This is a genomic window from Streptomyces sp. NPDC057249, from assembly GCF_042669245.1.
Taxonomy (GTDB): Bacteria; Actinomycetota; Actinomycetes; order Streptomycetales; family Streptomycetaceae; genus Streptomyces.
In genome coordinates, this window is sequence record NZ_JBHUXS010000026.1 from 58,725 (window position 1) to 83,941 (window position 25,217).

Below are 25,217 nucleotides of genomic sequence, written 5' to 3' on the forward strand. Positions count from 1 at the left end.
GCTGTTACGTAACATCGTTATGGCAGGGTTGCACCGGCATGACAGGATGTCAACCGTGAGCCCACGGACAGCGAATCCCGCCCTTGGCGTGCAACTCCTCGAAGCCGCCGCGAAGCTCCTCGCCGAAGAAGGCCCCGCCGCGCTGTCGACACGTCGTCTGGCGGCGGCGGTGGGTGCCTCCACGACAGCGGTGTACACGCACTTCGGAGGGAAGAACGACCTGGTCAGGGCCATGGTCAAGGAGGGCTTCCGGCTGCTCGACCGCCGGCTGAGAGACGTGCCGGAGTCGTCGGACCCGGTCGCCGACATCTGCGCCCTCGGCGTGGCGTACCGGTGCAACGCGCTGGAGCACCGCCATCTCTACGGTGTGATGTTCGGGGGTGCCAGCCTGGGCGGCTTCTCGCTGACCACGGAGGACCGCCAGCATGGCCGCTACACGCTGAACGTCCTGGTGCGAGCGGTGGAGCGCGGCATGGAGACGGGCAGGCTGCACGCGGGGGACGCGTACCTGGTGGCCCATCAGCTGTGGGTCGCGCTGCACGGTCTCGTGACGCTCGAACTCGGCGACTACCTGGTCGAGCCGTACGACGCGGACGTCTGCTTCGAAGCCCAGCTGGCCGGTCTCCTCGTGAGCGTCGGCGCGGACCGGGACGAGGTGACCGCAGCGCTCAGGCAGGGCTGCGACGGCACGGACGCCTCTCCGGAAGCCTTCTAGTACGACCGCGGAGACCCGTGACCCGGTGTCACGGTTTCTCCGTGATGACCCTCCTTCGAGAATGCTCTCTTACGCCGACATCGAGTAGTCCGCCGAGGTCCGGCGTGCTTCAAGCAATGTCGGAGAGGCAGCGTGCGCTGCCGTCGCTCATTCTCGGAACGCGAACCCGTGCGGGACAGACGTCCAGCTCTTTGTGGTAAGTGAGGGGGAGTGCGATGAATCAACGCGAGCGCTTTCGCAGAATGGCACCAGGTGTAGTGACCGTGCTGGTGGCCGCGTCCCTGTTCTTTGCGGTCCGGAGTTCGGTCGCCGTGGCGGGTGGTGACGAGGCCGCCGCAAAGTACAAGTTCCAGGAAATGCCCATCGCGCTGCCGCCCGGTTACAACTCGCAACCGATGAATACGGTCCGCAAGGTGAATCCGGCCTATGAGAAGATCCGGTCCTGGATCTCGTCGGTGGGTGCCGGTATCGCGATCAACGACCTCGTCGGCAACGGGAAGGCCGACGGAATGTGCATCGTCGACACCCGTACCGACCAGGTCGTGGTGACGTACACGCCGAACGCCGTGCAGGAGGACCGGTTCACCCCGTTCGTCCTCGACGGGTCCCCGCTGCCGATGGATGACGCCATGGCGCCCACCGGCTGCGCGCCGGGCGACTTCAACGGCGACGGCAGGATGGACCTGCTGGTCTCCTACTGGGGCCGTACGCCCATCGTCTTCATGGCGAAGGAGAGCGCGACCACCCTGTCGCCGGACGCGTACGTGGCCCGCGAGGTGGTGCCGGCGGAGAGCTCCGACGGCGCCTACCACGGCCCCCGCTGGAACACCGACGCGCTCTACGTCGGTGACCTGGACGGCAGCGGCCACCCGTCCATCGTCGTCGGGAACTACTTCCGGGACTCGGACGTGCTCGACCCGGACGGTCTCGACAACGTGGGCATGAACGACTCGCTGTCCAACTCGAAGAACGCCGGCGGCGACCACGTCCTGCGCTGGACGGGCGCCCGCACCGGCGACGAACCGCACGTCTCGTTCGTGGAGGAGAAGGGCGCCATCCCGTACAGCGCGTCCACCGGCTGGACCCTCGCGATCGCCGGGGCCGACCTCACGGGCGACGACCTGCCCGAGATGTACATCGCCGACGACTTCGGCCACGACCACCTGCTCTACAACCGGTCCACACCCGGGCACATCAAGTACACCGAGGCCACCGGCAAACGCACGGCGACCACACCCAAGTCCTTCGTGCTGGGCAAGGGCTCGTTCAAGGGCATGGGCGTCGACTTCGCCGACGTCGACCACAACGGCCGCTTCGACATGATGGTCAGCAACATCACCGCCGCGTGGGGCCTGGAGGAGAGCAACTTCCTCTGGATGAACAACGCCCGCGACGAGGCCGAGATGGCCCGCAAGCTGTCCGCCGGCGAGGCGCCGTTCACGCAGGAGGCACAGGAGCACGGCGTCGCGTGGACCGGCTGGGGCTGGGACACCAAGATGGCCGACTTCCTGAACAGCGGTGAGCTGTCGATCCTGCAGGCCACCGGCTTCGTGAAGGGCAAGATCGACCGCTGGCCCTGGCTGCAGGAGATGGCCATGGCCAACGACAACCTGCTCTCCAACCCGAAGATGTGGCCGAACGTCCAGCCCGGTGACGACATCGCCGGCGACGACATCCTCGGCTTCTACGCGAAGACCGAGAGCGGCAAGTACGCCAACGTCTCCGAGCAGCTGGGCCTGGACGTCGAGATCCCGACCAGGGCACTCGCCACGGGCGACGCCACGGGAACCGGAACGCTCGACTTCGCCGTCGCGCGCCAGTGGGGGCCGCCAGCGTTCTACGCCAACCAGGCGCCCGAGAAGGGCCAGTACCTCGGTCTGCGGCTGTACCGGCCCGCCACCGGCTCGGACAAGGACGCCGGCAAGGGCATCGCGAACATCGGCGCGCCGGCCTACGGCGCCACCGTCAAGGTCACCACGTCCGCCGGCACCCAGATCTCCCACCTCGACGGCGGCGGCGGTCACAGCGGCTTCCGCAGCTTCGACGTGCACTTCGGACTCGGCTCGCACGCCGGGCCGGCGACCGTGGAACTCTCATGGCGCGACGCGGACGGCGGTAGGCACCGCACGACCCAGAAGCTCTCCCCCGGCACCCACACGTTCATGCTGACCGACACCGCGCAGGAGGTTGCCAACCGATGACCGACGTCGCCTCTCCCCCAGCCGGCTCCCCGCCGGCGGCCAAGCGCGACCCGCGTTACCTCGCGCTGCGCAACTTCGCCATCTCGATGAGCGTGTTCAACATCCTCGGATACACCGTGCTCGGATTCGAGCAGCCGTGGCTGTGGCCCATCATCGCGGTCGTCGCCGGTTATGTGACCGAAATCCTCTTCGAAATGCTGAGTTCCTGGGCTCAGCGGCGTTCGCCGCGCTACTTGGGCAAGGGATTCCGCGGACTCTACGAGTTCCTGCTGCCCGCCCATATCACCGCACTGGCCGTGAACATGCTGCTGTTCGCGAACAACCAGATTCTGCCGGTTCTCTTCGGCGTATTCGTCGGTGTCGCGGGCAAGCACGCTCTCCAGGCACCCGTCGCCGGCCGAATGCGGCACTTCATGAACCCGTCCAACTTCGGGATCACTCTCGCGCTCGTCTGTTTCGGATCGTGGGTGAGCATCGCTCCGCCCTACGAGTTCACCGAGAACGCCGACACCTTCTTCCGCATGGCGATCCCGCTGATCATCGCCACCGCCGGAACGATCATCAACACGGCGCTCACGAAGCGGACCGCGCTGATCGTCGGCTGGCTCGGGGGCTTCGTGATCCAGGCCCTGATCCGGCACTGGTTCTGGGACGTGGCCCTGGCGTCCGCGCTGGGACCGATGAGCGGTGTGGCCTTCATCCTCTTCACCAACTACATGATCAGCGACCCGGGCACCACGCCCTCCAAGGGGCGCAACCAGTTCGTCTTCGGGGCCTCGGTCGCCACCGTCTACGGCGTCATGATGCTCTTCAACGTCGTCTACACGCTCTTCTTCGCCACCACCGCGGTCTGCGCCCTGCGCGGCATCGGCTGGTGGGTCGCCCACCTCAACCAGCGCCGAAAGGCCGCGGGGAACTCCGGCGGCGCCCATGCCGGGGGCCCGAGCCGGGCGCTCGACGACAAGACCACGATCGAGGCGGTGGCCGCATGACGTCCCCCTCTCCCACCCAGCCCGCCAGGATCGCCGTCGTCGGCATCGCCTGCCGCTACCCCGACGCGGACAGCCACGAGCAGCTGTGGCAGAACGTCCTGGCCGGCCGGCGGGCCTTCCGCAGACTCCCGGACGAACGCATGCGGGCCGAGGACTACTACTCGCCCGACCCCGCGGCCCCGGACCGCTTCTACTCCAGCAAGGCCGCCGTCCTCGACGGTTTCGAGTTCGACCGGGTCAAGTACCGGGTCGCGGGCAGTACGTTCCGCGCCACCGACATGACGCACTGGCTCGCGCTCGACACCGCCGCACGAGCCCTGGAGGACGCGGGATTCCCGCTGGGCGAGGGACTCGGCGACCTCAACACCGGGGTCATCCTCGGCAACACCCTGACCGGCGAGTTCAGCCGGGCCAACCTGATGCGGCTGCGCTGGCCCTACGTGCGCCGCACCGTCGGCGCGGCCCTGCGCGAGCAGGGCTGGGACGACGACGCCCTGGCGAAATTCCTGGGGGAGCTGGAGGAACGCTACAAGAGCCCCTTCCCGCCGATCGGCGAGGACTCCCTGGCCGGCGGCCTCGCCAACACCATCGCCGGACGCATCTGCAACCACTTCGACCTCAAGGGCGGCGGCTTCACGGTGGACGGGGCCTGCTCCTCGTCCCTGCTCTCCGTCGCCACCGCGTGCGACGCCCTGGCCGACGGACGGCTCGACGTCGCCGTGGTCGGCGGTGTGGACCTCAGCATCGACCCCTTCGAAGTCATCGGCTTCGCCAAGACGGGCGCCCTCGCCACCGGTGAGATGCGCGTCTACGACCGCGGGTCGAACGGCTTCTGGCCCGGTGAGGGCTGCGGCATGCTCGTGCTCATGCGCGACCGCGACGCCGTCGCCCAGGGCAGGTTCCGGTACGCGAACGTCGCCGGCTGGGGCTACTCCTCCGACGGCCGCGGCGGGATCACCCGGCCCGAGGCCAGCGGACACCGCCTGGCCCTGCAGCGCGCCTACGCCGCCGCCGGGTTCGGCATCGAAACGGTCGGATACTTCGAGGGCCACGGCACCGGAACGGCCGTGGGCGACGCCACCGAACTGCGGGCCTTCTCGGAAGCCCGCCGCGCCGCCGACCCCGACTCGGAGCCCGCCGCCATCAGCACGGTGAAGGGCAACTTCGGGCACACCAAGGCGGCGGCCGGTGTCGCCGGGCTCATCAAGGCGGTCCTCGCCGTACGCCACCAGGTCATCCCGCCCGCGACCAGCCATGTGGACCCGCACCCCGAACTCACCGGCGACCGGCCGGCCCTGCGGGTGCCCGGCGACGCGGAGCTGTGGCCCGAGGGCGCCCCCATCCGTGCGGGCGTCTCCTCCATGGGATTCGGCGGCATCAACGCCCACGTGGTGGTCGAGCACGCCGACGGCGTCCGCAAGGAGGCCGTCGGCCGAGTCACCCGGCAGCTGGTACGGTCGCGGCAGGACACGGAGCTGCTGCTGCTCGACGCCGAGACGACGGCCGAGCTGCGCGGGAAGGCCGCCCACCTGGCCGCCTTCGTCCAGAAACTGTCCTTCGCCGAGATCGGCGACCTCGCCGCCACTCTGCAGGGCGACCTCGACGGCCGCCCGGTCCGGGCCGCCGTCGTCGCGGCCGATCCGGAACAGGCGGAGCAGCGCTTCACCAAGCTCCTCACCCTGCTGGACGGCGGGGCCCGCTCGGCGCTCGACGTCGCCGGAGGCGTGTTCCTGGGCGGCGCGGCACCCCAGGCCCGCATCGGGTTCCTCTTCCCCGGCCAGGGCGCCGGGCGGCGCGCGGACGGCGGTGCGATACGCCGCCGCTTCGCCGCGGTGGACGAGCTGTACCGCGCGCACCCGCTGCCCGCCGAGGGCGACCTGGCCGACACCGCGGTGGCCCAGCCGCGGATCGTCACCTCCTCCCTCGCGGCCCTGCGGGTGCTCTCCGCCCTGGGCATCGAGGCGGTCGCCGCGGCCGGGCACAGCCTCGGCGAAGTCACCGCCCTGCACTGGGCGGGAGCCACGGACGAAGCCTCGGTGCTGCGGATCGCGGCGGAGCGCGGCCGGCTCATGGCGGAGGCGAGTGCGGGCGGCGGCGGCATGGCCGGCATCGCCGCACCCGCCGCCGACGTCGAACCGCTGCTGGCCGGGGAACCGGTCGTGATCGCGGGCTACAACGGTCCACGGCAGACCGTGATCTCCGGGCCGGCCGACGCCGTCCAGCGCGTCTGCGCCGCCGCCTCCGCCCGGGGACTGGGCACCGCGGCGGTCAACGTCTCGCACGCGTTCCACTCCGAGGCCGTCGCCCCCGCGGCGGAAGCCCTCGGGACGTTCCTGCGGACGCAGGCATTCACCCCGCCGGCCCGCCGCATGATCTCGACGGTCACGGCCGACGAGGTCACGGCCGGCACCGACGTGCCGGAGCTGCTGACCCGCCAGGTGCGGGAACCGGTGCGCTTCGCCGAGGCGGTCCAGACCCTGTCCGCCGAGGTCGATCTCCTGCTCGAAGTCGGCCCGGGGAAGATCCTGCGGGGGCTGGTCGAGGACATCGCCCCCGGTGTGCCCGTCGTCTCCCTCGACGCCGACAGCACATCGCTGTCCGGACTGCTCACCGCTGCGGCGGCCGCGTACGCCCTCGGCGCGCGCCTGGAGTCCGCCGCGCTGTTCGAGGGCCGCTTCACCCGGCCGCTGCCCCTGGACAAGGAGTTCCGCTTCTTCGCCAGCCCGGCCGAGTCGACCCCCGACGTCGACCTGCGCTTCGCCGACGTACACCTGGACGCGCTGACCTCCCCCGCGCAGCCGGAGGAGACCACGACGGGGGCCGCGGCCGGGGGAGGCGACAGCCTCTCGGTGGTTCTGCGTCTCGCCGCGGAGCGCGCCGAACTCCCCCTGGAAGCGGTCAACCCCCACAGCAACCCGCTCGACGAACTGCACCTGAGCTCCATCACCGTGGCTCAGATCATGAACCGCGCGGCCCAGGAACTCGGCATCACCGCACCGATGGTGACCACGGCGTTCGCCACCTCGACACTGGCCGAGCTCGCGGGACTGCTGGACGCGTTGCAGGAGACCGGCAACGACGACGGCGCGGAGCGACCCCCGGCGGCGCAAGGGGTGGCCCCCTGGGTGCGCGCCTTCGCCATCGACCTGGTGCCGACGGAGCCGGGCCCCGTCACCGCGCCGGCGTCCGCCGGCGACGGGGACTGGGAGCTGTTCGCATCCGAACGGCACCCGCTCGCGCCCGCGCTGCACGAGGCACTGTCCACCGCCGGGCTCGGCGGCGGTGTGCTGCTGTGCCTGCCCGAGGACTGCGACGAGAACCACACCGCACTCATGATCGCCGCCGTTCGCGCCGCGCTCTCCCGCGGCGCCACCCGCTTCGTGGCGGTGGGGGACCGGCGTGGCGCGGCAGGCCTGGCCAAGACCCTGCACCTGGAGGAGCCGGGCGTCGCGACCACCGTGGTCACCGTGCCCCTGCCGGACGGCATGCCGTCCGACCGCGTCCGGGAACTGAGCTCCCGCATCGTCACCGACGTCTCGGCGACCAGCGGATTCAGCGAGGTCCACTACGGCACCGACGGCCGCCGCACCGTACCCGTCCTCCGCGCGCTGCCCCTCGCCTCCCCGGCCGGTGAGCGTGACGAGGCCCCCGGGGCGGAGCAGGTGCTCGGGGCGGGCGACGTCCTGCTGGTGACCGGTGGGGGGAAGGGCATCACGGCCGAGTGCGCCCTCGCCCTCGCCGTGGACACCGGAGCCGGTGTCGGCCTGCTCGGCCGGTCGGACCCGGCGACGGACCCGGAACTGCGGGCCAACCTGCGCCGCATGACCGCGGCCGGCGTCAACTTCCGCTACGTGAGCGCCGACGTCACGTCCGGTGACGAGGTCAAGGCGGCGGTCGCCGAGATCGGCAGCGCGCTCGGGCCGGTCACCGCCGTGCTGCACGGTGCCGGCCGCAACGAGCCGCACGCGCTCGCCAACCTGGACGAGGCGTCGTTCCGCCGCACGCTCGCCACGAAGATCACCGGTCTGGAGAACGTGCTCACCGCCGTCGATCCGGCCGCACTGCGTCTCCTCCTGACGTTCGGCAGCATCATCGGCCGGGCGGGTCTGCGCGGCGAGGGGGACTACGCCACCGCCAACGACTGGCTCACGGACCTGACCCGGCGGGTACAGGAGGACTACCCCGACTGCCGCTGTGTGGCGCTGGAGTGGTCCGTCTGGTCCGGGGCCGGGATGGGCGAGCGGCTCGGCGTGCTGGAGTCGCTGGTCCGGGAGGGGATCGAGCCGATCCCCACCGAGGACGGCGTGGCCATGCTCAAGCAGCTGCTCGCCGAGCCGCGGACGCCCTCCACCCTGGTGGTGATGGGACGGGCCGGCGGCCTGCCCACGCTGACGCTGGAGACCGCCGACCTGCCGCTCACGCGCTTCGTCGACCGCCCGCAAGCCCACTATCCGGGCATCGAACTGGTCGTCGAGTCCGATCTGAGCGCCTCCGACGACCTCTATCTGTCCGACCACGAGCTCGACGGGGACCTGCTGTTCCCCGCGGTGCTCGGCATGGAGGCCATGGCCCAGGCGGCCGCGGCTCTCACCGGGTTCGAAGGCGCCCCCCTCCTGGAGGACGTGGAATTCCTCCGTCCGATCGTCGTGCCTCCGGACGGCCGGACCACCATCAAGGTCGCGGTGCTGGCCGAGAGCCTCGGAGCCGTGAAGGCCGTGATCCGCAGCAGCGAGACCGGCTTCCAGGCCGACCACTTCCGCGCCACGCTCCGCTACGACCGCCCGGAGCCGGAGGACCGCGGGCCCGTCCCCGTCTCCGACGACGCGCCGCGCATCCCGCTGGACCCCGCACGGGACCTCTACGGCCCCGTCCTCTTCCAGGGGACGCGCTTCCAACGCCTCACCGGCTATCGCCAACTGGCCGCCAAGGAGTGCGTCGCGGAGATCGCGGACGTGTCCACGCTCCCCTGGTTCGCACGGCATCTGCCCGACGAGCTGGTACTCGCCGACCCGGGAACACGGGACGCGCTGATGCACTCGATCCAGTGCTGCGTGCCGGACGCCACGCTGCTCCCGGTGAGTGTGGAGCGGCTCCACCTGGCGGACCCCACCGCCGCGCGCGGTGAGAAGCAGGTGACGCTGCACGCGCGGGAGCGCTCGCGCAACGGGGACACGTACGTCTACAACCTCGACGTCCGCGACCAGCTCGGCACGCTGGTCGAACGCTGGGAGGGGCTGGTGCTCCAGGCGGTCCGCAAGCAGGACGGCACCGGGCCCTGGGAGCCCGCGCTGCTCGGCCCCTACCTGGAGCGGCGGGCCGAAAGGCTCCTGCCCGAGGCCGTACGTTGTGTCGTGCGGCCCGACGGCGAGGCAGCCCCGGCAGGACTGGCGGCCCGCCGCGAGTCCACCGCGGAGGCCGCCGCCTGGGCCCTGGGCCGCCGCACCCCGGTGGCCTACCGCCCGGACGGCAGGCCCGAGGTCGCGGGCGGACCGCACATCTCCGCCTCGCACGGCGCGGGGGTGACCCTGGTGGTGACCGGCGAGGTACCGGTGGCCTGCGACGTACAGCCGGCCGAGCCCCGCTCCCCCGAGGAGTGGGAGGGGATGCTGGGAACGGAGGGCGCCGCCCTCGCCCGGCTGATCGCGGCCGAGCACGACGAGGACCCGTCGGTCGCGGCCACCAGGGTGTGGAGCGCCGTCGAGTGCCTGCGCAAGAACGGCCGTGCGCTCGCTGGACTGACGGTGGACAGCGCACCCGGCGCGGAGAAGCACTGGGTGGTGCTGCGCTCGGGAGCGGCCCGGATCGCCACCTTCCCGACATCCCTGGAAGGGGTCGGCGAGCCCGTTGTCTTCGCGCTCATGGCCCAGCCCGTGGAGAGGAACGACTGACGATGTCGCCGTACTACGAGTACCGCCACCTGGTCGGGTTCGAGGACACCAACCTGGTCGGCAACGTCTACTACGTCAACTACCTGCGCTGGCAGGGCCGGTGCCGGGAGATGTTCCTGCGCGACCGCGCGCCCGAGGTGCTCGCGGACATCCAGGACGACCTGAAGCTCTTCACCCTCAAGGTCGACTGCGAGTTCTTCGCGGAGATCACGGCGTTCGACGAGCTGTCGATCCGGATGCGTCTCGACGACCTGACCCAGACCCAGGTGGCCTTCAGTTTCGACTACGTCCGCGTACGCCAGGACGGGACCGAAGACCTCGTGGCAAGGGGGCGGCAACGGATCGCGTGCATGCGCGGCCCCAACGCCGAAACCCGCCCGGCGCGGGTGCCGGAGGCGCTGCGCAACGCGCTCGCCCCCTACGCCACGCCGCAGCAGGGCCAGCTCATCGGGACGACGAGCGGGGCCGGGGCATGACCATCGTCGACCGGCTGTCCGCGCGCCCCCTGCCCGCGACGGACCCGCCGCGGCCGGACCCCGCCCGCGGTGAACTGCGCGGTGTGCTGGGGCGCTTCGCCACCGGGGTCACCGTGCTCACCACGGGCCGGGACACCCCCCAGGGCATGACCGCGAACTCCTTCACGTCCGTTTCGCTCGAACCGCCGATGATCCTGGTGTGCGTGAAGCGCACGGCAGCGCTGCACGACGCCATCCTCGCCGAGGAGACCTTCGCGGTCTCGGTCCTCGCGGGCCATCAGCAGGACGTGGCCACGTACTTCGCGGACCGCGGCAGGCCACGGGGCTCCCGTGAGTTCGAGACGGTCGAATCCACACCCGGGAAGCACACCGGAGCCCCCGTTCTGGCCGATGCGCAGGCATGGCTGGAATGCAGCCTTGCGGCTGTGTACGACGGCGGCGACCATTCGATCTTTCTGGGCTCGGTGCTCGACATCGGCCGCCGGGAGACCGACGACCCGCTGCTGTACTTCGGCGGCGGCTTCCACCAGCTGCCGGCCTGACCGGACCACCGAGACCGACAACCAAGGGAGAGCTGCCAGATGGCCACACCGCTCGGTTCGCTGCGTAGGCTCGTGCTCGCCCCTTCGCTGCACTCGGTCAGCTTCGCCGGCCGCAAGTTCCCCGTCACGGGGACTCCGGCCACGGCGCGGCTGGAGATGATTCCCCAGTCGGTGGTCGTCGGTTTCGAATGGGGCATCGAGTCCCGTGACACCGCGGAGGTCGAACAGCGGCTGGCGCTGGTCGAACCCGAGATGCGGGGGTTCGCGTACGAGGGCGCCGCCATGGCGTTCACCGTGCGCGACGCGATACGCGGGAACCGGACCCGGGAGCTGATCCTCGGGTCCGGCCGCCCGCACTTCTTCCTGGCCTACATAGGCATCGGGTTCGCCATGGCGCGGCTGCCCCGCCCGTTGTGGCGCAAGGTGCTGCCGGACCTCAGTGACATCCCGTTCCACCCGACGATGAGCTGGCTGGCCGTCGACGGGTACGGCTTCGACCTCGCGTACTTCCACACGGCGCGGTGGGTCGACGAGCAGCGGCGGCCCGCGCCGTACCCCTGGGACGGGCACCCCGGGTACTTCCCGCGGGCCGTGGACCAGGGGATCGGGCGGGCGCTGTGGTTCATCCACGGCGGACGCCCGCCCGCGGTGGCCGCGGCCGTGGAGCGTTTCCCCGAGGACCGCCGGGCCGACCTGTGGAGCGGCGTCGGTCTCGCCGCGACCTTCGCGGGCGGCGCCACGGCCGCCGAGCTCGCCCGGCTGCGGGAGACCGCCGCCGGCGGCGGCTGCGCCGCGGACCTCGCGGTCGGCGCGGTGTTCGCGATCAAGGCGCGGCACTACGCGGAATTCGTACCCGGGCACACGGTCGCGGCAGCCGCCGCGCTGACCGGACTGGGCATCGACGAAGCCGTGGACCTGGCCGACCGCACCGAGGTCGCGCGCACCGGCACCGGTCCCGAGCCGCAATACGAGCTGTGGCGCCGGAACATCCGCGCGCAGTGGCTGAGCACGGTCGTCACCCCTTCCCACGAGGAGTAGAAATGGCGAATCAGTTCGGCCGGCTCCGCAGCCGCCTGCTGACCCCGAGCATGAACGAGACGAAGCTGTCCACCCGCGGCTTCCACGTGAAGAGCCCCGAGGCGCGCGACCGGCTCGAAACGGTCGGCGAGACCTTCCTGACCGGCTACGCCTACGCCGCCGCCGCCTCCTCGGCCGCGGACGCCGAGGTCCGGCTCGAAACCGTGCCGGCGGAGTTCCGGGGGTTCGCGTACGAGGGGGCCGCCATGGGGATGGCGGTGCGGGACGGGCTGCCGATCGGCGGCAACCGGCACGTGGAGGACTTCCTGCGCGGCGAGGCCTCCAAGCACGCGTACATGGCCTATGTGGGCGTGGGCTGGGCCATGGCCCGGGTGCCGCGGTTCCGCTGGTCGCGGCTGTACATCGCCGACCCGCTGCTGCGCTGGCTCGTGCTCGACGGCTACGGCTTCCACCAGGCGTACTTCCGCACCGACCGGTACGTCCACGGGCAGTACCAGGACCCCGGGTTCAGCTGGCCCGGCGCCGAGCGGTCCCCGTACGACAACCGGGTCGTCGACCAAGGGATCGGCCGCGCCATATGGTTCGTCGGCGGGACCGACGTCGAGCGGATCACCGCACTGCTCGACGCGTTCCCCGAGGAACGGCACGCCGACCTCTACGCGGGTGCCGCACTGGCCGCCACGTACGCCGGAGGCGTCGGCAAGGCGGAACTCCAGCTCTTCCTGGAGCGGGCCGGGAAGCACCGCAGGTGGGTCGCCCAGGGCTCCGCGTTCGCCGCCACCGCGCGCGTCGAGGCCGGGCTGGCGAACGCGCACACCGCGCTGGCCACCGAGGTGCTGTGCGGCATCACGCCCGAGCAGGCCGCGATCGTCTGCCGGGAGGCGCGGCCCGGCCCCCGCGAGGGGAAGGACACGCCGGCCTACGAGCTCTGGCGCGGCCGGATCGCCGAGCGGGTCACCGCCGGCGCGGAGGGCTGAGCCGGTGAGCGTCACCCAGGCCCGGGCGACCGGGACACGGCGAGTCCCGCCCGGCCCCTCCCGGCTGGCCACCTTCAAGCTGCTGAACATGCTCCTGCGCGACCGGCTCGCGCTCATGCGCACGGCCGCCGACGGCTACGGCGACGCCGTACGGGTCCCGATCGGCCCCAAGACGCTCTACTTCTTCAACCATCCCGACTACGCCAAGTACGTGCTGGCCGACAACCCGGCGAACTACCACAAGGGCATCGGCCTGCACCAGGCCCGCCGGGCGCTCGGTGACGGGCTGCTGACCAGCGAGGGCGAGCTGTGGCGCGAACAGCGCAGGGTGATCCAGCCCGCCTTCCAGGCCAAACGGATCGCGGCCCAGGCCGCGGTCGTGGCCGAGGAGGCGGACCGGATGGTCGGCCGGCTGCGCTCCGGAACGGGGGCCGGGCCGGTGGACGTCACGGCCGAGATGACCGAGCTGACCCTGGGGGTGCTCGGGCGCACCCTGCTCGACGAGGACCTGAGCGGCCACACCTCGATCGGCCACGACTTCGAGGCCGTACAGGACCAGGCGATGTTCGAGGTCGTCACCCTGGGGGCGGTCCCGCAGTTCCTGCCGCTGCCCCAGCAGCTCCGCTTCCGCGCCGCCCGGGCCCGGTTGCAGAAGGTCACCGAGAAGCTGGCGGAGCACCGCGCGTCGCGCTCCGGCGGAGACACCGACGACGTGCTCTCCCGGCTGCTCGAATCCGTCCGGGCCGAACAGGACCCGCGGGTCGCCCGGCGCAGGCTGCGCGACGAGTTGGTCACCCTGCTGCTGGCCGGGCACGAGACCACGGCCAGTACCCTCAGCTGGGCCTTCCACCTCATCGACCAGAACCCCGAGGTGGCCGAGCGGCTGCGCGACGAGGCCCGGAGCGTGCTCGGCGACCGGCTGCCGGAGTACGAGGACCTCCAGCGGCTGACGTACACCACGATGGTGGTGGAGGAGACCATGCGGCTCTACCCGCCGGTGTGGATGCTCTCCCGGATCGCCCAGGGCCCCGACACCATCGCCGGCTACGACATTCCCGCCGGCGCCGACGTGGTGGTCTGCCCCTACACGCTGCACCGCCACCCCGACTTCTGGGAGCAGCCCGAGCGCTTCGACCCGGAGCGCTTCGACCGCAAGCGGCGGGCGCAGCGCCCCCGTTACGCGTACATCCCGTTCGGCGCCGGACCGCGCTTCTGCGTGGGCAACCACCTCGGCATGATGGAGGCGGTCTTCGTGATCGCGATGGTCATGCGAGAACTCCGCCTGGTGCTGCCGAAGGGCACACCCGTGGTGCCCGAGCCGATGCTTTCGCTGCGCGTGCGCGGCGGCCTGCGGATGTCCGTGCGGCGAGCCTGACACCCGGCGGTCCGCTCCGGCGCCCACGCCCGCACGCGCTCCCGGGCGTACGCCGGGAATCCGGACACGGCCATGACGCTGTCCCCCGGAGGATGCTTGCCATGTCCAGCCCTCTTTCGCTCGTCCTGATCGCCGTTCCCGCGGTGGTGCTGGCCTGCCAGGCCGGCGGCTGGGCCGCCCGCCGCCTCGGGCAGCCGCCCGTCATCGGAGAGATGTCCGTCGGCATCCTTCTCGGCCCGTCCCTCCTCGGCTGGCTCGCCCCGGGCGTCCAGCACCTTCTGCTGCCGCCCGCCGTCCTGCCCTACACCTCCGTGCTCGGCAACCTCGCCCTGCTCGTCTTCCTCTTCCTGGTCGGTCTCGAACTCGACCTGCGTTCCCTGCGCGCCAGCCGTCGGGCCGTCGCCTCCGTCGCGACCGGCAGCATGGTGCTGCCCCTCGTGCTCGGCGCCGGCCTCGCCCTGGCGATGTATCCGTTGCTCGCCCCGGACGGGGTGCGGCGCCTCCCCTTCGTCCTGTTCATCGCCACCGCGATGTCCATCACGGCCTTCCCCGTGCTCGCGCGGATTCTCACCGACAAGGGCCTGGCCTCCACCCGTCTGGGCACCTTCGCGCTCGCGTGCTCCGCCGCCGACGACGCGTTCGCCTGGTGCCTGCTCATCGCCGTCACCTCGCTGGCCACCGCCGGTTCCCCCGCCGACGCCCTCGTCGCCCTCGCCCTGACCGCCCTGCTCACCGCCGCACTCATGGCCGGGCGCCGTGCCGTGCGGCGGGCTCTGGAGCGGGCCGCCCGCGCCTCCGACGAACGGGTGACGGTGCTGCTGGTCGCCGGCCTGCTCCTGGCCGCGTGGGCCACCGACCGGATCGGGGTCCACCCCGCGTTCGGCGCGTTCCTGTTCGGCGCGACCCTGCCGCGCGGGCTGCCGGCCGTCGAACGCGGCGCGGCCCGTCTCCAGGCCGTGGTCGTGCCGGTGCTGCTGCCCCTGTTCTTCGTGGACATCGGCCTGCACACGGACATCGCCGGTCTTCCCGGCAGCGAGTGGGGCTGGGTGGCGCTCATTCTGGCCGTCGCCGTGACGGGCAAGTGGCTCGGCGCCGCCGGAGCGGCCCGGCTGGCCGGCTGCGACTGGCGGTGGTCGGCGGCCATGGGCGCCCTGATGAACTGCCGCGGGATCACCGAGATCGTCGTCCTCGGCATGGGCCTGCAACTCGGCGTGATCTCGGAGAACCTGTTCACGATGATGGTCCTCATGGCCGTCGTGTCGACCGCCGCCACCGGGCCCCTGCTCGACCGGCTCATCCGCAACGCCCCCGACCTCACCGCCCCGGCCCCGCCCCGTGAAACGGTGCCGCCCGCGGACCCGGAAGCGGCGCGGTGACGATGCGCGTCAGCGGGGAGCCGAAGGCCCCGCCCGCCGGATGACACCTGGCGGGCGGGGCCTTCGGGACTGCGTGGCCCTAGTCCGCGAGGTCGGGCGCCAGCCAGCCGTCGAGGTCGTACTCGGCGAGGCAGCGGTCGACGAACGCCCGGTACCCGTCCAGCTTCCCGTCACCGATCTGGCCGCGCAGCAGCTCGATGCGGGTGTTCTCGTGGTTGCCGGAGTAGTTGCGCTCGTAGAGGTCGTGCCGGCCGCCGAACTCGGTGCCGATCGCGTCCCAGAGCAGCTTCATCACCTTGACCCGCTCGACGGAGTCGACGCCGTGCGAGCCGCGCAGGTAGGTGTCCAGATACGGCCGGATCTCCTCGTTGCGGAAGTCCTGCGCGCCGGAGGGCAGGTAGATCAGTCCGCTCGCGACGTCCTGCAGCACGATCTCCCGGACCCTGTTGTAGCCGACCTGGGAGAACCACCGGTACGCCATGACGTAGTCGGGATTCGGCAGCACCGCGCCGTCCCGCCACTCCACCGGGTTGCGCGCCGCCGCGTCGGACAGCCCCCAGAAGAGGTTCCGCCAGGCGAGCACCTCGCCGAGCCGCGTCTGTACGCCGTGGAAGTCGGCGGCGCCGGTGATGTCCAGGGCCTTGGCCAGCAGGCCGGCCAGGAACTCCAGCTTCACCGCCAGCCGTGTGCTGCCGTGGAACATGGCCCGCTCGACGAACCCGGAGTGCCCGCTGAACATGCCGACCTTGTTGACGTCCCCGTAGATGAACACGTTCTCCCACGGGATCAGCACCTTGTCCAGGACCAGGATGGAGTCGTTCTCGTCCAGCCGGGAGGACAGCGGGTAGTCGAAGGGGCTGCCGGTCGCCTCCGCCGCCGCGGAGTACGACTGGCGGCAGATCAGCTTCAGCCCGGACGCGTCCATCGGCACCGTGGCCGAGATCGCGAACTTCCGGTCCTTGACCGGCAGCCCGGTGTGGGCGACGAAGTTGTAGTGCGTGAGCGCGGAGTTCGTCGCGACGACCTTCGCCCCGCTCACGACCACACCGCTGTCGGTCTCGCGTTCGACGTGGACGAAGACGTCGCCGACCTGGTCCGGCGCCCGGTGCCGGTCCACCGGCGGGTTCACGATGGCGTGGTTCCAGTACAGGACCTTCTCCTGCGACTCCCGGTACCAGCGCCGCGCGTTGTCGGCGAAGGGGTTGTAGAAGTCCGCGTTCGCGCCGAGCGTGCCCAGCAACGACGCCTTGTAGTCCGGGCTGCGCCCCATCCAGCCGTAGGTCAGCCGGGACCACGCCGCGATGGCCTGCTGGTCGGCGACCAGATCGGCCGCGCTGTGCGGAGTGGTGAAGAACCGGTGCGTGTAGCCGCCGGCGCCACCGGCGTCGGTGGCGGTGGTGAGCACGTCGCGGTGCTCCGGGTCGTGCAGCGCGTCGTACAGCCGGGCGATCATCCGGGCCGGATTGCGGAACGCCGGATGCCTGGTGACGTCGGCCACCCGTTCCCCGTAGATGTAGACCTCGCGGTCGTCACGGATGCTCTCCAGGTATTCGGCACCGGTCAGCGGCCGGGTCGCACCCGTCATCAGGAGGCCGCCGGAGCCGTTTGCGCGGCCCGCTTGCCGTCGATGTACGCCGCCAGTTCGGCCACGGTCGGGTGGTCGAACAGCTTGTTCACCGAGACCCCGACGCCGACCGCGGCGCCGATCCGGTTGCACAGCCGGATCGCCTGCAGCGACTGGCCCCCGAGCTCGAAGAAGTCGTCGTCGATCCCCACCTCGGACACCTCCAGCAGGGCGCTGAACATGGCGCACAACTCCTGCTGGAGCGGTGTCTGCGGCGTCCGCGAGGCGACGACCTGGTCGAAGTCCGGTTCCGGCATGGCCTCGCGGTCCAGCTTGCCGTTGGCGGTCAGCGGCAGCGCGTCGAGCCGGACGAATGCCTGCGGCGTCATGTAGCCGGGCAGTTTCGTCCGGGCGTGCGCCCGTACCGCCGCGAGGTCGAGCGTGCCCGTCCCGTCGACGACGTAGCAGACCAGCTGCTTGCTCCCGTCCGCGCTCTCCCGGGCCAGGACCACGACCTGCGTCAGCCCCGGGAACGCGGCCAGCGCCGCTTCCACCTCGGCCAGGTCGACCAGGAAGCCCAGGATCTTCACCTGGCTGTCCTCCCGGCCGGCGAACTCGATCGTGCCGTCGCCGGTCCGGCGGGCCATGTCACCGGTCCGGTACATGCGTGCTCCCGGCGGGCCGTACGGATCGGCCACGAAGCGCTCGGCGGTCAGGCCCGGCTGGCCCTGGTAGCCGCGGGCGACGCCCTCGCCCGCGAGGTACATCTCGCCGACGGCACCGGTCGGCGCGGGTATGAGCTCCTCGTCCAGGATGCGGAGGCCGATTCCGGTGAAGGCGTCGCCGACCGGGACGGTGCTGCCGAGCTCCGTGTCGCGGGTGATCGCATGGTGCGCCGAGAACACACTGCCCTCCGTCGCGCCGTACATCGCGCGGACGACGAGACCGGGGCAGGCGTCCAGGACCCGGCGGACGGCCACCGGCGAGATCACGTCGCCGCCGGTGAGCACTTCGCGCACCCCGGCCAACGTCGCCGGGGCCTCTTCGGCGAACACCCGGAACAGGCCGGCGGTCATGTGGAGCCCGGTGATCTCGTACTTCTCGATCAGCTCACGCAGGACCGAGGGCTCCAGCCGGCCGGGGGGCGGGACGACCACCTGGCCGCCGTGCAGCAGCGGCATCCAGATCTCGTACGCCGACACGTCGAAGGCGTACGGCGCCAACTGCAGGACGCGCGCGTGCCGTTCGGGGCTCCACTGCGGATCGACCAGGAGCCGTACGACATCCCGCTGGGTCACCGCGACGCCCTTGGGCCGGCCGGTGGAACCCGAGGTGTGGATCACGTAGGCCAACTGCTCGGGACGCACGGGCACCTGGGGGTCCTCGGCGGACTCCCCGGCGGTCTCCGGGTCGCGCACCGCGAGGACCGGCACCCGGTCGGGCACGCCCGCCCGGTGCATCGCCTCGTCCACGAGCAGGAGTACGGGGCGGGCACGGTCGACGATCCACTGCCGCCGGTCGGCGGGGTCGTCCTCGTGGACCGGTACGTAGACCCCGCCGGCCTTGAGGATCGCCAGCAGCGCGACCACCAGGTCGGAAGAGCGCGTCATCAGGACGCCGACGGGGTCCTCGCGCCCGACTCCGAGAGCGATCAGACGACGCGCGAGTCGGTTGGCCCGCTGATCCAGCTCCTGATAACTCAGAGCGGTCCCCGTCGCGGCCTCGGACACGGCGGTCGCATGCGGTGTCCTGGCGACCTGCTCGGCGAACCGGGCGGGAATTGAAAAGGCTGTCATGTGCCACTCTCCGCATAGCTCTGGGTATTCCGCTGCCGTCATGAAGGAACATGCGCCGTACTCATGGGTCCGGTCTTCCGTATTTCTTCACCACCATGCCCAAGGCGTCGGAGCGAATCGCCTCCGCCCTTGCTGTGCACCGTTTCCGCTTGATCCGAAGCGCAACTTCGGAGACGTTGGCGAGGCCCTTTCCTGGCACCATGAATGCCGGTCGTCCCCCATCGGTGCCACGAGGAGGAACCGGTGCTCGTTCATTTGGTGCTCGACGACGAGATCCAGCGATATGTGCAGGACGTGTCGCTCCGCGAGGATGACATCGCCCGCGAGTTGCGCGAGGCGACCACCTCACAGGTTTTCGAACACAACATGTCGGCCTCGCCGGAGCAGGGGCAGCTGCTGGCCTTCCTCGTCGGGCTGATATCCGCCAGGACCGTGGTCGAGGTCGGGGTGTTCACCGGATACAGCACGTTGTGCATGGCCCGCGCGCTCCCGTCGGACGGCCGCCTCGTCGCACTCGACTTCAACGAGGAGTGGGCCGACATCGGGCGCCCGTTCTGGGAGCGCGCCGGCGTGGCCGACCGCATCCGGCTCGAACTGCGTCCGGCGGTCCAGACCCTGGACATGCTGCTGGCCGAGGGTGCGGCGGGAACCGTGGACTTCGTCTTCATCGACGCCGACAAGGAGGGCTACCCGCTCTACTTCGAGCGCTGCCTGGAACTGCTGCGGCCCGGCGGTCTGATGGTGATCGACAACGTCCTGCTGGCCGGCAGCGTCGCCCGCCCGGATTTCAGCGACTCCGAGACCGATTCCATGCGCGCGCTGAACTCCGGACTCCTCCAGGACGAGCGAGTCGAGTTGAGCATGCTTCCCGTCTTCGACGGCGTCACGCTGGCGTACAAGCGTGCCCGCGACTGAGACGCCCCCTTCGCGTCAGGAGCGACGAATGACCCACAACGGCGGCTCCCGCGCCGCGGCCGGCCGATTGTCCGCGGCGGTGCTCGGCACCGGCCTGATCGGCATCGACCTGATGGCCAAGATCCTCCGTTCCGACCGTCTCGACCTGGGGCTGGTCGCGGGCCGCGACGAAGCCGCGCCGGGGCTGCGGCGTACGGCGGCGCTGGGCGTGCCGGTATCGGCCCGGGGCGTGGAGGCCCTGGTGGAGGCCGAGCACCCCTTCGACGTGGTCTTCGACGCCACCAGCGCGGCAGCCCACGCCCAGCACGTGGAGAAGCTCCTCCCGCTGGGCACGACGCTGATCGACCTGACGCCGAGCCGGAACGGCCGGATGATCATCCCGACCGTCAACCGGGCGGACATCGCCGCCCACCGCGACCTCAGCATGGTGAGCTGCGGCGGGCAGGCGTCGGTGCCGATCCTGCACGCGATCACCCAGGCGCACCGGATCGACTACATCGAGGTGGTCACCACGTGCGCCACCCGCAGCATCGGCCGCGGGACCCGCATGAACCTCGACGAGTACGTCGAGACCACGCAGGAGGCGATCCGCTGCTTCACCGGCGTCAGGGACGTCAAGGTGATGCTCAACATCAGCCCCGCGCGGCCCCCGGCGGCCTTCCGGGTGGCGATGTCCCTGCTGGGCCCGGACCTCACCACCTCGTCCGTGTCCGCACTGGTGGCCGGAGCCGCGGAGGAGGTCCGCTCCTACGCGGGAGGTTTCCAGGTGAACGCCTGCACGGTGAACGACGGCAAGGCGTTCGTCTCCGTCGAGGTCACGTCGTCCGGGGACCGCATCCCCCGGTACGCCGGGAACCTCGACATCATCAACTCCGCCGCGATCCTGGTCGCGGAGAACTACGCGGCGGAACGGCTCTCGACGGCAGGCGTGGGGAAGTCATGACCGAGGCGACGGAACCGGAGAACCCGGGCAAGCCGATCCAGATCCACGACCCGAGTCTGCGGGACGGCCACCACGCCGTCCGGCACCGCCTCGGCGCGGACCAGTTGCGCGCGTACGCCCGGGCGGCGGACGCGGCGCGCGTTCCGGTGGTCGAGGTCGGCCACGGCAACGGGCTGGGCGCGTCCTCGCTCCAGGTCGGGCTGGCCAGACTCGACGACGACGAGATGCTGTCCGTCACGAGGGAAGCCCTCACCAACAGCAAGCTCGGTGTCTTCCTGCTTCCGGGCTGGGGCACCGTCGAGGACATCAAGAGGGCCCTCGCGCACGAGGCCGATCTGGTGCGCATCGGGACCCACTGCACCGAGTCGTCCCTGGCCGAACGGCACCTCGGCTTCCTGCGCGAGCAGGGCGTCGAGGCGCACGGCGTCCTCCTGATGAGCCACATGGCGACCCCGGACCAGCTCGCCGAGGAATGCGCGCGGCTGGTCGGGTACGGGGCCACCGGGGTGGGCATCCTGGACTCCGCCGGCCACTACCTCCCGCCGGACGTCACCGAGCGCATCGGGGCCATCCGCGCCGCCGTCGACGTACCGGTGATGTTCCACGGCCACAACAACCTGGGCATGGCCGTGGCGAACTCGGTCGCGGCCGCCGACGCGGGAGCGGACATCCTGGACGCGTGCGCGAGGGGGTTCGGGGCCGGTGCGGGCAACACCCAGCTGGAGGTGCTGGTGCCGGTGCTGGAACGGCTCGGCTACCGGACCGGCATCGACCTGTACGGACTCCTGGACGCGGCGGACGTCGCGGAGCGGGAGCTGATGCCCGCGCCGCCCACGATCGACTCCCTCTCCGTCGTCAGCGGCCTGGCCGGCGTGTTCTCCGGCTTCAAGACCCGCGTGCTGGACATCGCCGCGCGCGAAGAGGTCGATCCGCGCGACGTCTTCTTCGAACTGGGCAGGCGACAGGCGGTCGCCGGTCAGGAGGACCTCATCATGGACGTCGCGCTGGCTCTGCGGGCCGCCGGGCGGGAAGAGGCGTCGTGACCGGTGCCGCGGCCGGTGCCGCGGACCGGGCGGTCATCTGCGGCATCGGATACCGGCTGCCGGACCGGATCGTCACCAGTGCCGAGCTGGCCGGGCGCCTGGACACGCCGGAGGACTGGATCGTGGGCCGGACCGGGATCTCCCGGCGCCGGTGGGTCGAGCCGGGCGAGGCGACCTCCGACCTGGCGGTCCGCGCGGGTCTGGCCGCCCTGAAGTCGGCGGGCGGCGGGCAGGTCGATGCCCTCGTGCTGGCGACCACCACCCCGGACCGGCGCTGCCCGGCGACCGCGCCGGAGGTGGCCGCGCGTCTCGGCCTCGGCGAGGCCGCCGCATTCGACGTCTCCGCCGTGTGCACGGGATTCCTGTACGGCCTCGCGACGGGGGCGGGCTTTCTCGCGGCAGGCCTGGCCGACCGCGTCCTGGTCATCGCCGCCGAGGCGTTCTCCACCCTGCTCGACCCGGACGACCGCACGACCCTGCCGATCTTCGGTGACGGGGCCGGCGCGGTGGTGCTGCGCCGCGGCCGGGCCGACGAGCCGGGTGCGGTCGGTCCCATGGTCCTGGGCAGCGACGGTGAGCGCAGCGGGCTGATCACGGTCGAAGCGGGCGGCGCGCGCCACCCGTTCGCCGGCCCGGCCCCCGACGACGGATCGCAGTACTTCCGGATGCGGGGCCGCGAGGTCTTCCGGCAGTCGGTCGAGCGGATGAGCGCCGCCGCCGTCACGGCACTGGACCGGGCCGGCTGGAAGCTGGGCGACGTCGACCGCGTGGTCACCCACCAGGCGAATGCGCGGGTCAGCGCCGCGCTGGCCGAACGGCTCGGGCTGCGCCGGGACCGGCTGGCGCAGAACATCGGCGAGGTCGGCAACACCGCCGCAGCCTCGATCCCGGTCCTGCTCGCCCAGGCGGCGGCGGACGGGAGCGTCGAACCGGGCCACCGGCTGCTGCTCGCCGCATTCGGCGGCGGCCTCACCTGGGGCGCCACCACGCTGACCTGGCCACACCTCGAACTCCACGATGCGTAGGGCATCGGGTAACCGGACACCGGAGGATGCGATGTACGAGCGACTGAAGGCCATCATGGTCGATGTCCTGCTGCTGAAATCCGACCGGGTGAGCCCGGACGCGACCCTCGAAGAGGCGGGCGTGGACTCGCTCACCGTCGTCGAGCTGTCCCTGGTGCTCAGTCAGCACCACGGCATCGAGATCTCCGACGACGAGCTGATCGAACTCGACACGGTGGCCGACATCGCCGCACTCATGGAGCAGCGGACACCGCCGCCGCCCGCCGCGCACGCCTGCTGCGGCGGGGCGGTCGCCGCCGCCCCGCCACAGGCTCAGGTCCGCAGGTAGGAGGCGCCGTTCAGGTCGAGGATGGTGCCACTGGCCCACTCGGCCTGGGCGGAGGCCAGGTAGAACACGCCAGCGGCGATCTCGTCCGGCTCCGCGACCCGGCCGAACGGGCTCTGCGCCCTGATCTCGTCGCCCCCCGGCGGCTTGAGCCACTCCGTGGTCATATCGGTGGCCACGAACCCGGGCGCCACCGCGGAGACCGCGATCCGGTACGGCGCGAGGGCGAGAGCGAGCGACTGCGTCAGCGAATTCAGACCGGCCTTGCTGGCCCCGTACGCGGGCACGTCCGGCTCGCCGCGGAACGCACCGCGCGACGAGATGTTGATGATGCGCCCGCCGCGGGGCTGCTCCTTCATGTGCCTGATCGCGCACCAGGTCACGTTGGCGGCGCCGACCAGGTTGACCCCCAGGGTCGCGCGCCACTGTTCCTGCCAGGTCGCGTAGTCGACCTCGGTGACCGGGTGGGCGGTGAAGATGCCGGCGTTGTTCACCAGGATGTCCAGCCCGCCGCCCAGCCGGGCGGCGGCCGAGTCCACGGCCGCGAGTACGGCCTCGCCGTCGGTCAGGTCGGCCTCGACGACGACGTGCCCGCTGCCGTCGAGTCCGGCCACCAGCTTGTCGGGGTCCTCGCCCGCCACCCGGTCCAGGATCGCCACCCGGTCCCCGGCCCTCGCGAACCGCTGTGCGATCGCCCATCCGATGCCCCGGGCCGCCCCGGTCACGAGGACGGCGCGTCCTCGGTTCGGCTCACTCGTCTGTGCGCCCATGGGTTCAGACCCCTCTCGCCAGCCTTGCGGCGGCATCGGCTATTACCTCGTCGGGAAGGGAGAAGCACGCGCGCACGTACGGACGGTCCGGCGGGTTCAGGTAGAACGATTCGCCCGGCACCGTGCCCACGAGACACCGCCGGAGCAGGACGTCGGTCGCCTCCGCGCCGGTCGTCACACCCAGCGCCGAGCAGTCGACGAAGAGGTAGTAGGAGCCGTCCGGCTCATTGGGCGACAGCCCGGCGGCGGCGAAGCCCTCCGTGAGCATCCGGCGCTTCCGGTCGTACATCGCGCGCAGGCCCCGGAAGTAGTCGTCGTTCAGCCTGAGCGCCCGGGCGCCGAGCTCCTGGAGCGGGACCGGCGGGCAGACCACGAGCGACTCGGCCGCGACCCTGACCGCGTTCATCAGCCGTTCCGGCCCGCAGGCGTACCCCAGCCGCCAGCCGGGAACGCTGAAGGACTTCCCCAGCGACGACACCGTCACCGTCCGCCGGCCGAGATCGCCGACCGTCGCCGGGGCGACGTGCGGGGCCGGGCCGAAGTAGATGTCCTCGTAGACCTCGTCGGTGACGACGAGCAGGTCGTGCTCCTCCGCAACGGCCGAGACCGCCATGAGCTCGGCCTCGGTGAGCCGTCGCCCGCTCGGATTGTTCGGCGTACAGACGATCATCGCCCGGGTGTGACGGGTGACGGCCGACCGGAGGGCGTCCTCGGTGACCTCGAAGCCCGGGCCGAAGAGCCGGACCGGCTCCGGCCGCAGGCCCAGCACACTGAGCGCGGTCGGATAGTTGCCATAGAAGGGCTCGAACAGGAGTACGCCGTCGCCCGGGTCGAGCAGCGCGGTGAGCGTCGCCATGAGCGCACCCGTCGCGCCGACCGTGGCGACCACCTGGGTCGCCGGGTCGACGTCGAGCCCGCTGTACTTCTTCACCTTGTCGGCGACGGCCTCGCGGAAGGCGGCGATGCCCCCGGGGGCGCTGTAGGAGTGATCGAAGTCCCGGAAATCCCGCGCGCCCTCCGCCAGCAGCGAGGGCGGCGGCGGGACCTGGCACAGCCCCTGCGCGATGTTGATCGCGCCGAGCTCCTGACAGCGAACCGTCATCGCGGCGATGGACGACTCCTGCAGATTCCGCATCCGCGCGGCGGCGCCGATCATCGTCGGACCTCGGTGGTGAGGGTGTCCAGGAGCCGGTCGAGTTCCGCGACGGTGGGCGCGTCGAAGATCTCGTTGATCGATATCTCCACCCCCACCGCCG

At 71.4% G+C, this 25,217-nt stretch carries 19 protein-coding genes; 15 read left to right on the forward strand and 4 right to left on the reverse strand.

Features of this window, described 5'->3' with window-relative positions; genetic code table 11:
* Positions 1-55: 55 nt before the first annotated feature.
* The 10 genes from ACFUJY_RS32515 to ACFUJY_RS32560 all read left to right on the forward strand — a co-directional run bounded on the left by ACFUJY_RS32515 (position 56) and on the right by ACFUJY_RS32560 (position 15,580).
* Positions 56-715 carry a TetR/AcrR family transcriptional regulator gene (locus ACFUJY_RS32515; protein ID WP_383306306.1) on the forward strand — a complete coding sequence of 220 codons (660 nt, stop codon included), beginning with the start codon at positions 56-58 and terminating at the stop codon, positions 713-715.
* A gap of 215 nt (positions 716-930) precedes the next feature.
* On the forward strand, positions 931-2,916 hold the full coding sequence (locus ACFUJY_RS32520) for a CRTAC1 family protein (RefSeq protein ID WP_383306308.1): 1,986 nt from the start codon (positions 931-933) through the stop codon (positions 2,914-2,916).
* Positions 2,913-3,908: an enediyne biosynthesis protein gene (locus tag ACFUJY_RS32525; RefSeq protein WP_383306310.1), complete on the forward strand. Its 996-nt coding sequence runs from the start codon at positions 2,913-2,915 to the stop codon at positions 3,906-3,908. Before ACFUJY_RS32520 ends, ACFUJY_RS32525 begins: the two co-directional genes overlap by 4 nt.
* Positions 3,905-9,796, forward strand: coding sequence for an SDR family NAD(P)-dependent oxidoreductase (locus ACFUJY_RS32530; RefSeq protein WP_383306312.1), 5,892 nt, complete (start codon positions 3,905-3,907; stop codon positions 9,794-9,796). Before ACFUJY_RS32525 ends, ACFUJY_RS32530 begins: the two co-directional genes overlap by 4 nt.
* A 2-nt stretch (positions 9,797-9,798) precedes the next feature.
* On the forward strand, positions 9,799-10,272 hold the full coding sequence (locus ACFUJY_RS32535; RefSeq protein WP_383306314.1) for an acyl-CoA thioesterase: 474 nt from the start codon (positions 9,799-9,801) through the stop codon (positions 10,270-10,272).
* Positions 10,269-10,814: a flavin reductase family protein gene (locus ACFUJY_RS32540; protein ID WP_383306316.1), complete on the forward strand. Its 546-nt coding sequence runs from the start codon at positions 10,269-10,271 to the stop codon at positions 10,812-10,814. The genes ACFUJY_RS32535 and ACFUJY_RS32540 overlap by 4 nt, the downstream gene beginning before the upstream one ends.
* Before the next feature lie 39 nt (positions 10,815-10,853).
* Positions 10,854-11,852 (forward strand): DUF1702 family protein, encoded by a 999-nt coding sequence (locus ACFUJY_RS32545; RefSeq protein WP_383306318.1) that lies wholly within the window; start codon positions 10,854-10,856, stop codon positions 11,850-11,852.
* 2 nt (positions 11,853-11,854) lie between these two features.
* The gene (locus ACFUJY_RS32550) at positions 11,855-12,829 is read left to right on the forward strand and encodes a DUF1702 family protein (RefSeq protein ID WP_383306320.1); all 975 of its coding nucleotides are present in this window, start codon (positions 11,855-11,857) and stop codon (positions 12,827-12,829) included.
* Between the two features lie 4 nt (positions 12,830-12,833).
* Positions 12,834-14,204: a cytochrome P450 gene (locus ACFUJY_RS32555; RefSeq protein WP_383306322.1), complete on the forward strand. Its 1,371-nt coding sequence runs from the start codon at positions 12,834-12,836 to the stop codon at positions 14,202-14,204.
* Between the two features lie 101 nt (positions 14,205-14,305).
* Positions 14,306-15,580 (forward strand): cation:proton antiporter, encoded by a 1,275-nt coding sequence (locus ACFUJY_RS32560; RefSeq protein WP_383306324.1) that lies wholly within the window; start codon positions 14,306-14,308, stop codon positions 15,578-15,580.
* A 79-nt stretch (positions 15,581-15,659) separates the two neighbouring features.
* On the opposite strand, the gene ACFUJY_RS32565 is transcribed toward ACFUJY_RS32560, so the two are convergent.
* Entirely contained in the window at positions 15,660-17,165 is a 1,506-nt protein-coding gene (locus tag ACFUJY_RS32565; protein WP_383306326.1) for a 4-hydroxyphenylacetate 3-hydroxylase family protein, read from the reverse strand.
* Positions 17,165-18,940, reverse strand: coding sequence for an amino acid adenylation domain-containing protein (locus ACFUJY_RS32570; RefSeq protein WP_383306328.1), 1,776 nt, complete (start codon positions 18,938-18,940; stop codon positions 17,165-17,167). The genes ACFUJY_RS32565 and ACFUJY_RS32570 overlap by 1 nt, the downstream gene beginning before the upstream one ends.
* 243 nt (positions 18,941-19,183) lie before the next feature.
* Between ACFUJY_RS32570 and ACFUJY_RS32575 the strand changes: the two genes are divergently transcribed.
* Genes ACFUJY_RS32575 through ACFUJY_RS32595 form a run of 5 tightly spaced genes read left to right on the forward strand, consistent with a single transcriptional unit; the run spans position 19,184 to position 23,194 of the window.
* Positions 19,184-19,855, forward strand: a complete 672-nt coding sequence (locus ACFUJY_RS32575) for an O-methyltransferase (RefSeq protein ID WP_383306330.1) — start codon at positions 19,184-19,186, stop codon at positions 19,853-19,855.
* Positions 19,856-19,883: 28 nt separating this feature from the next.
* On the forward strand, positions 19,884-20,798 hold the full coding sequence (locus ACFUJY_RS32580; protein WP_383306332.1) for an acetylating acetaldehyde dehydrogenase: 915 nt from the start codon (positions 19,884-19,886) through the stop codon (positions 20,796-20,798).
* Entirely contained in the window at positions 20,795-21,841 is a 1,047-nt protein-coding gene (gene dmpG, locus ACFUJY_RS32585) for a 4-hydroxy-2-oxovalerate aldolase (protein WP_383306334.1), read from the forward strand. Before ACFUJY_RS32580 ends, dmpG begins: the two co-directional genes overlap by 4 nt.
* Positions 21,838-22,866 carry a beta-ketoacyl-ACP synthase III gene (locus ACFUJY_RS32590; RefSeq protein ID WP_383306336.1) on the forward strand — a complete coding sequence of 343 codons (1,029 nt, stop codon included), beginning with the start codon at positions 21,838-21,840 and terminating at the stop codon, positions 22,864-22,866. The genes dmpG and ACFUJY_RS32590 overlap by 4 nt, the downstream gene beginning before the upstream one ends.
* 31 nt (positions 22,867-22,897) lie before the next feature.
* Complete coding sequence (locus ACFUJY_RS32595; RefSeq protein WP_383306338.1) at positions 22,898-23,194, forward strand: acyl carrier protein; 297 nt, start codon at positions 22,898-22,900, stop codon at positions 23,192-23,194.
* Here the strand turns inward: ACFUJY_RS32595 and ACFUJY_RS32600 are convergent.
* Together ACFUJY_RS32600 and ACFUJY_RS32605 are read right to left on the reverse strand one after the other, a co-directional pair.
* Positions 23,179-23,961 carry an SDR family NAD(P)-dependent oxidoreductase gene (locus ACFUJY_RS32600; RefSeq protein WP_383306340.1) on the reverse strand — a complete coding sequence of 261 codons (783 nt, stop codon included), beginning with the start codon at positions 23,959-23,961 and terminating at the stop codon, positions 23,179-23,181. The genes ACFUJY_RS32595 and ACFUJY_RS32600 overlap by 16 nt on opposite strands.
* A 4-nt stretch (positions 23,962-23,965) precedes the next feature.
* Positions 23,966-25,117 (reverse strand): pyridoxal phosphate-dependent aminotransferase, encoded by a 1,152-nt coding sequence (locus ACFUJY_RS32605; protein ID WP_383306342.1) that lies wholly within the window; start codon positions 25,115-25,117, stop codon positions 23,966-23,968.
* Positions 25,118-25,217 lie beyond the last annotated feature (100 nt).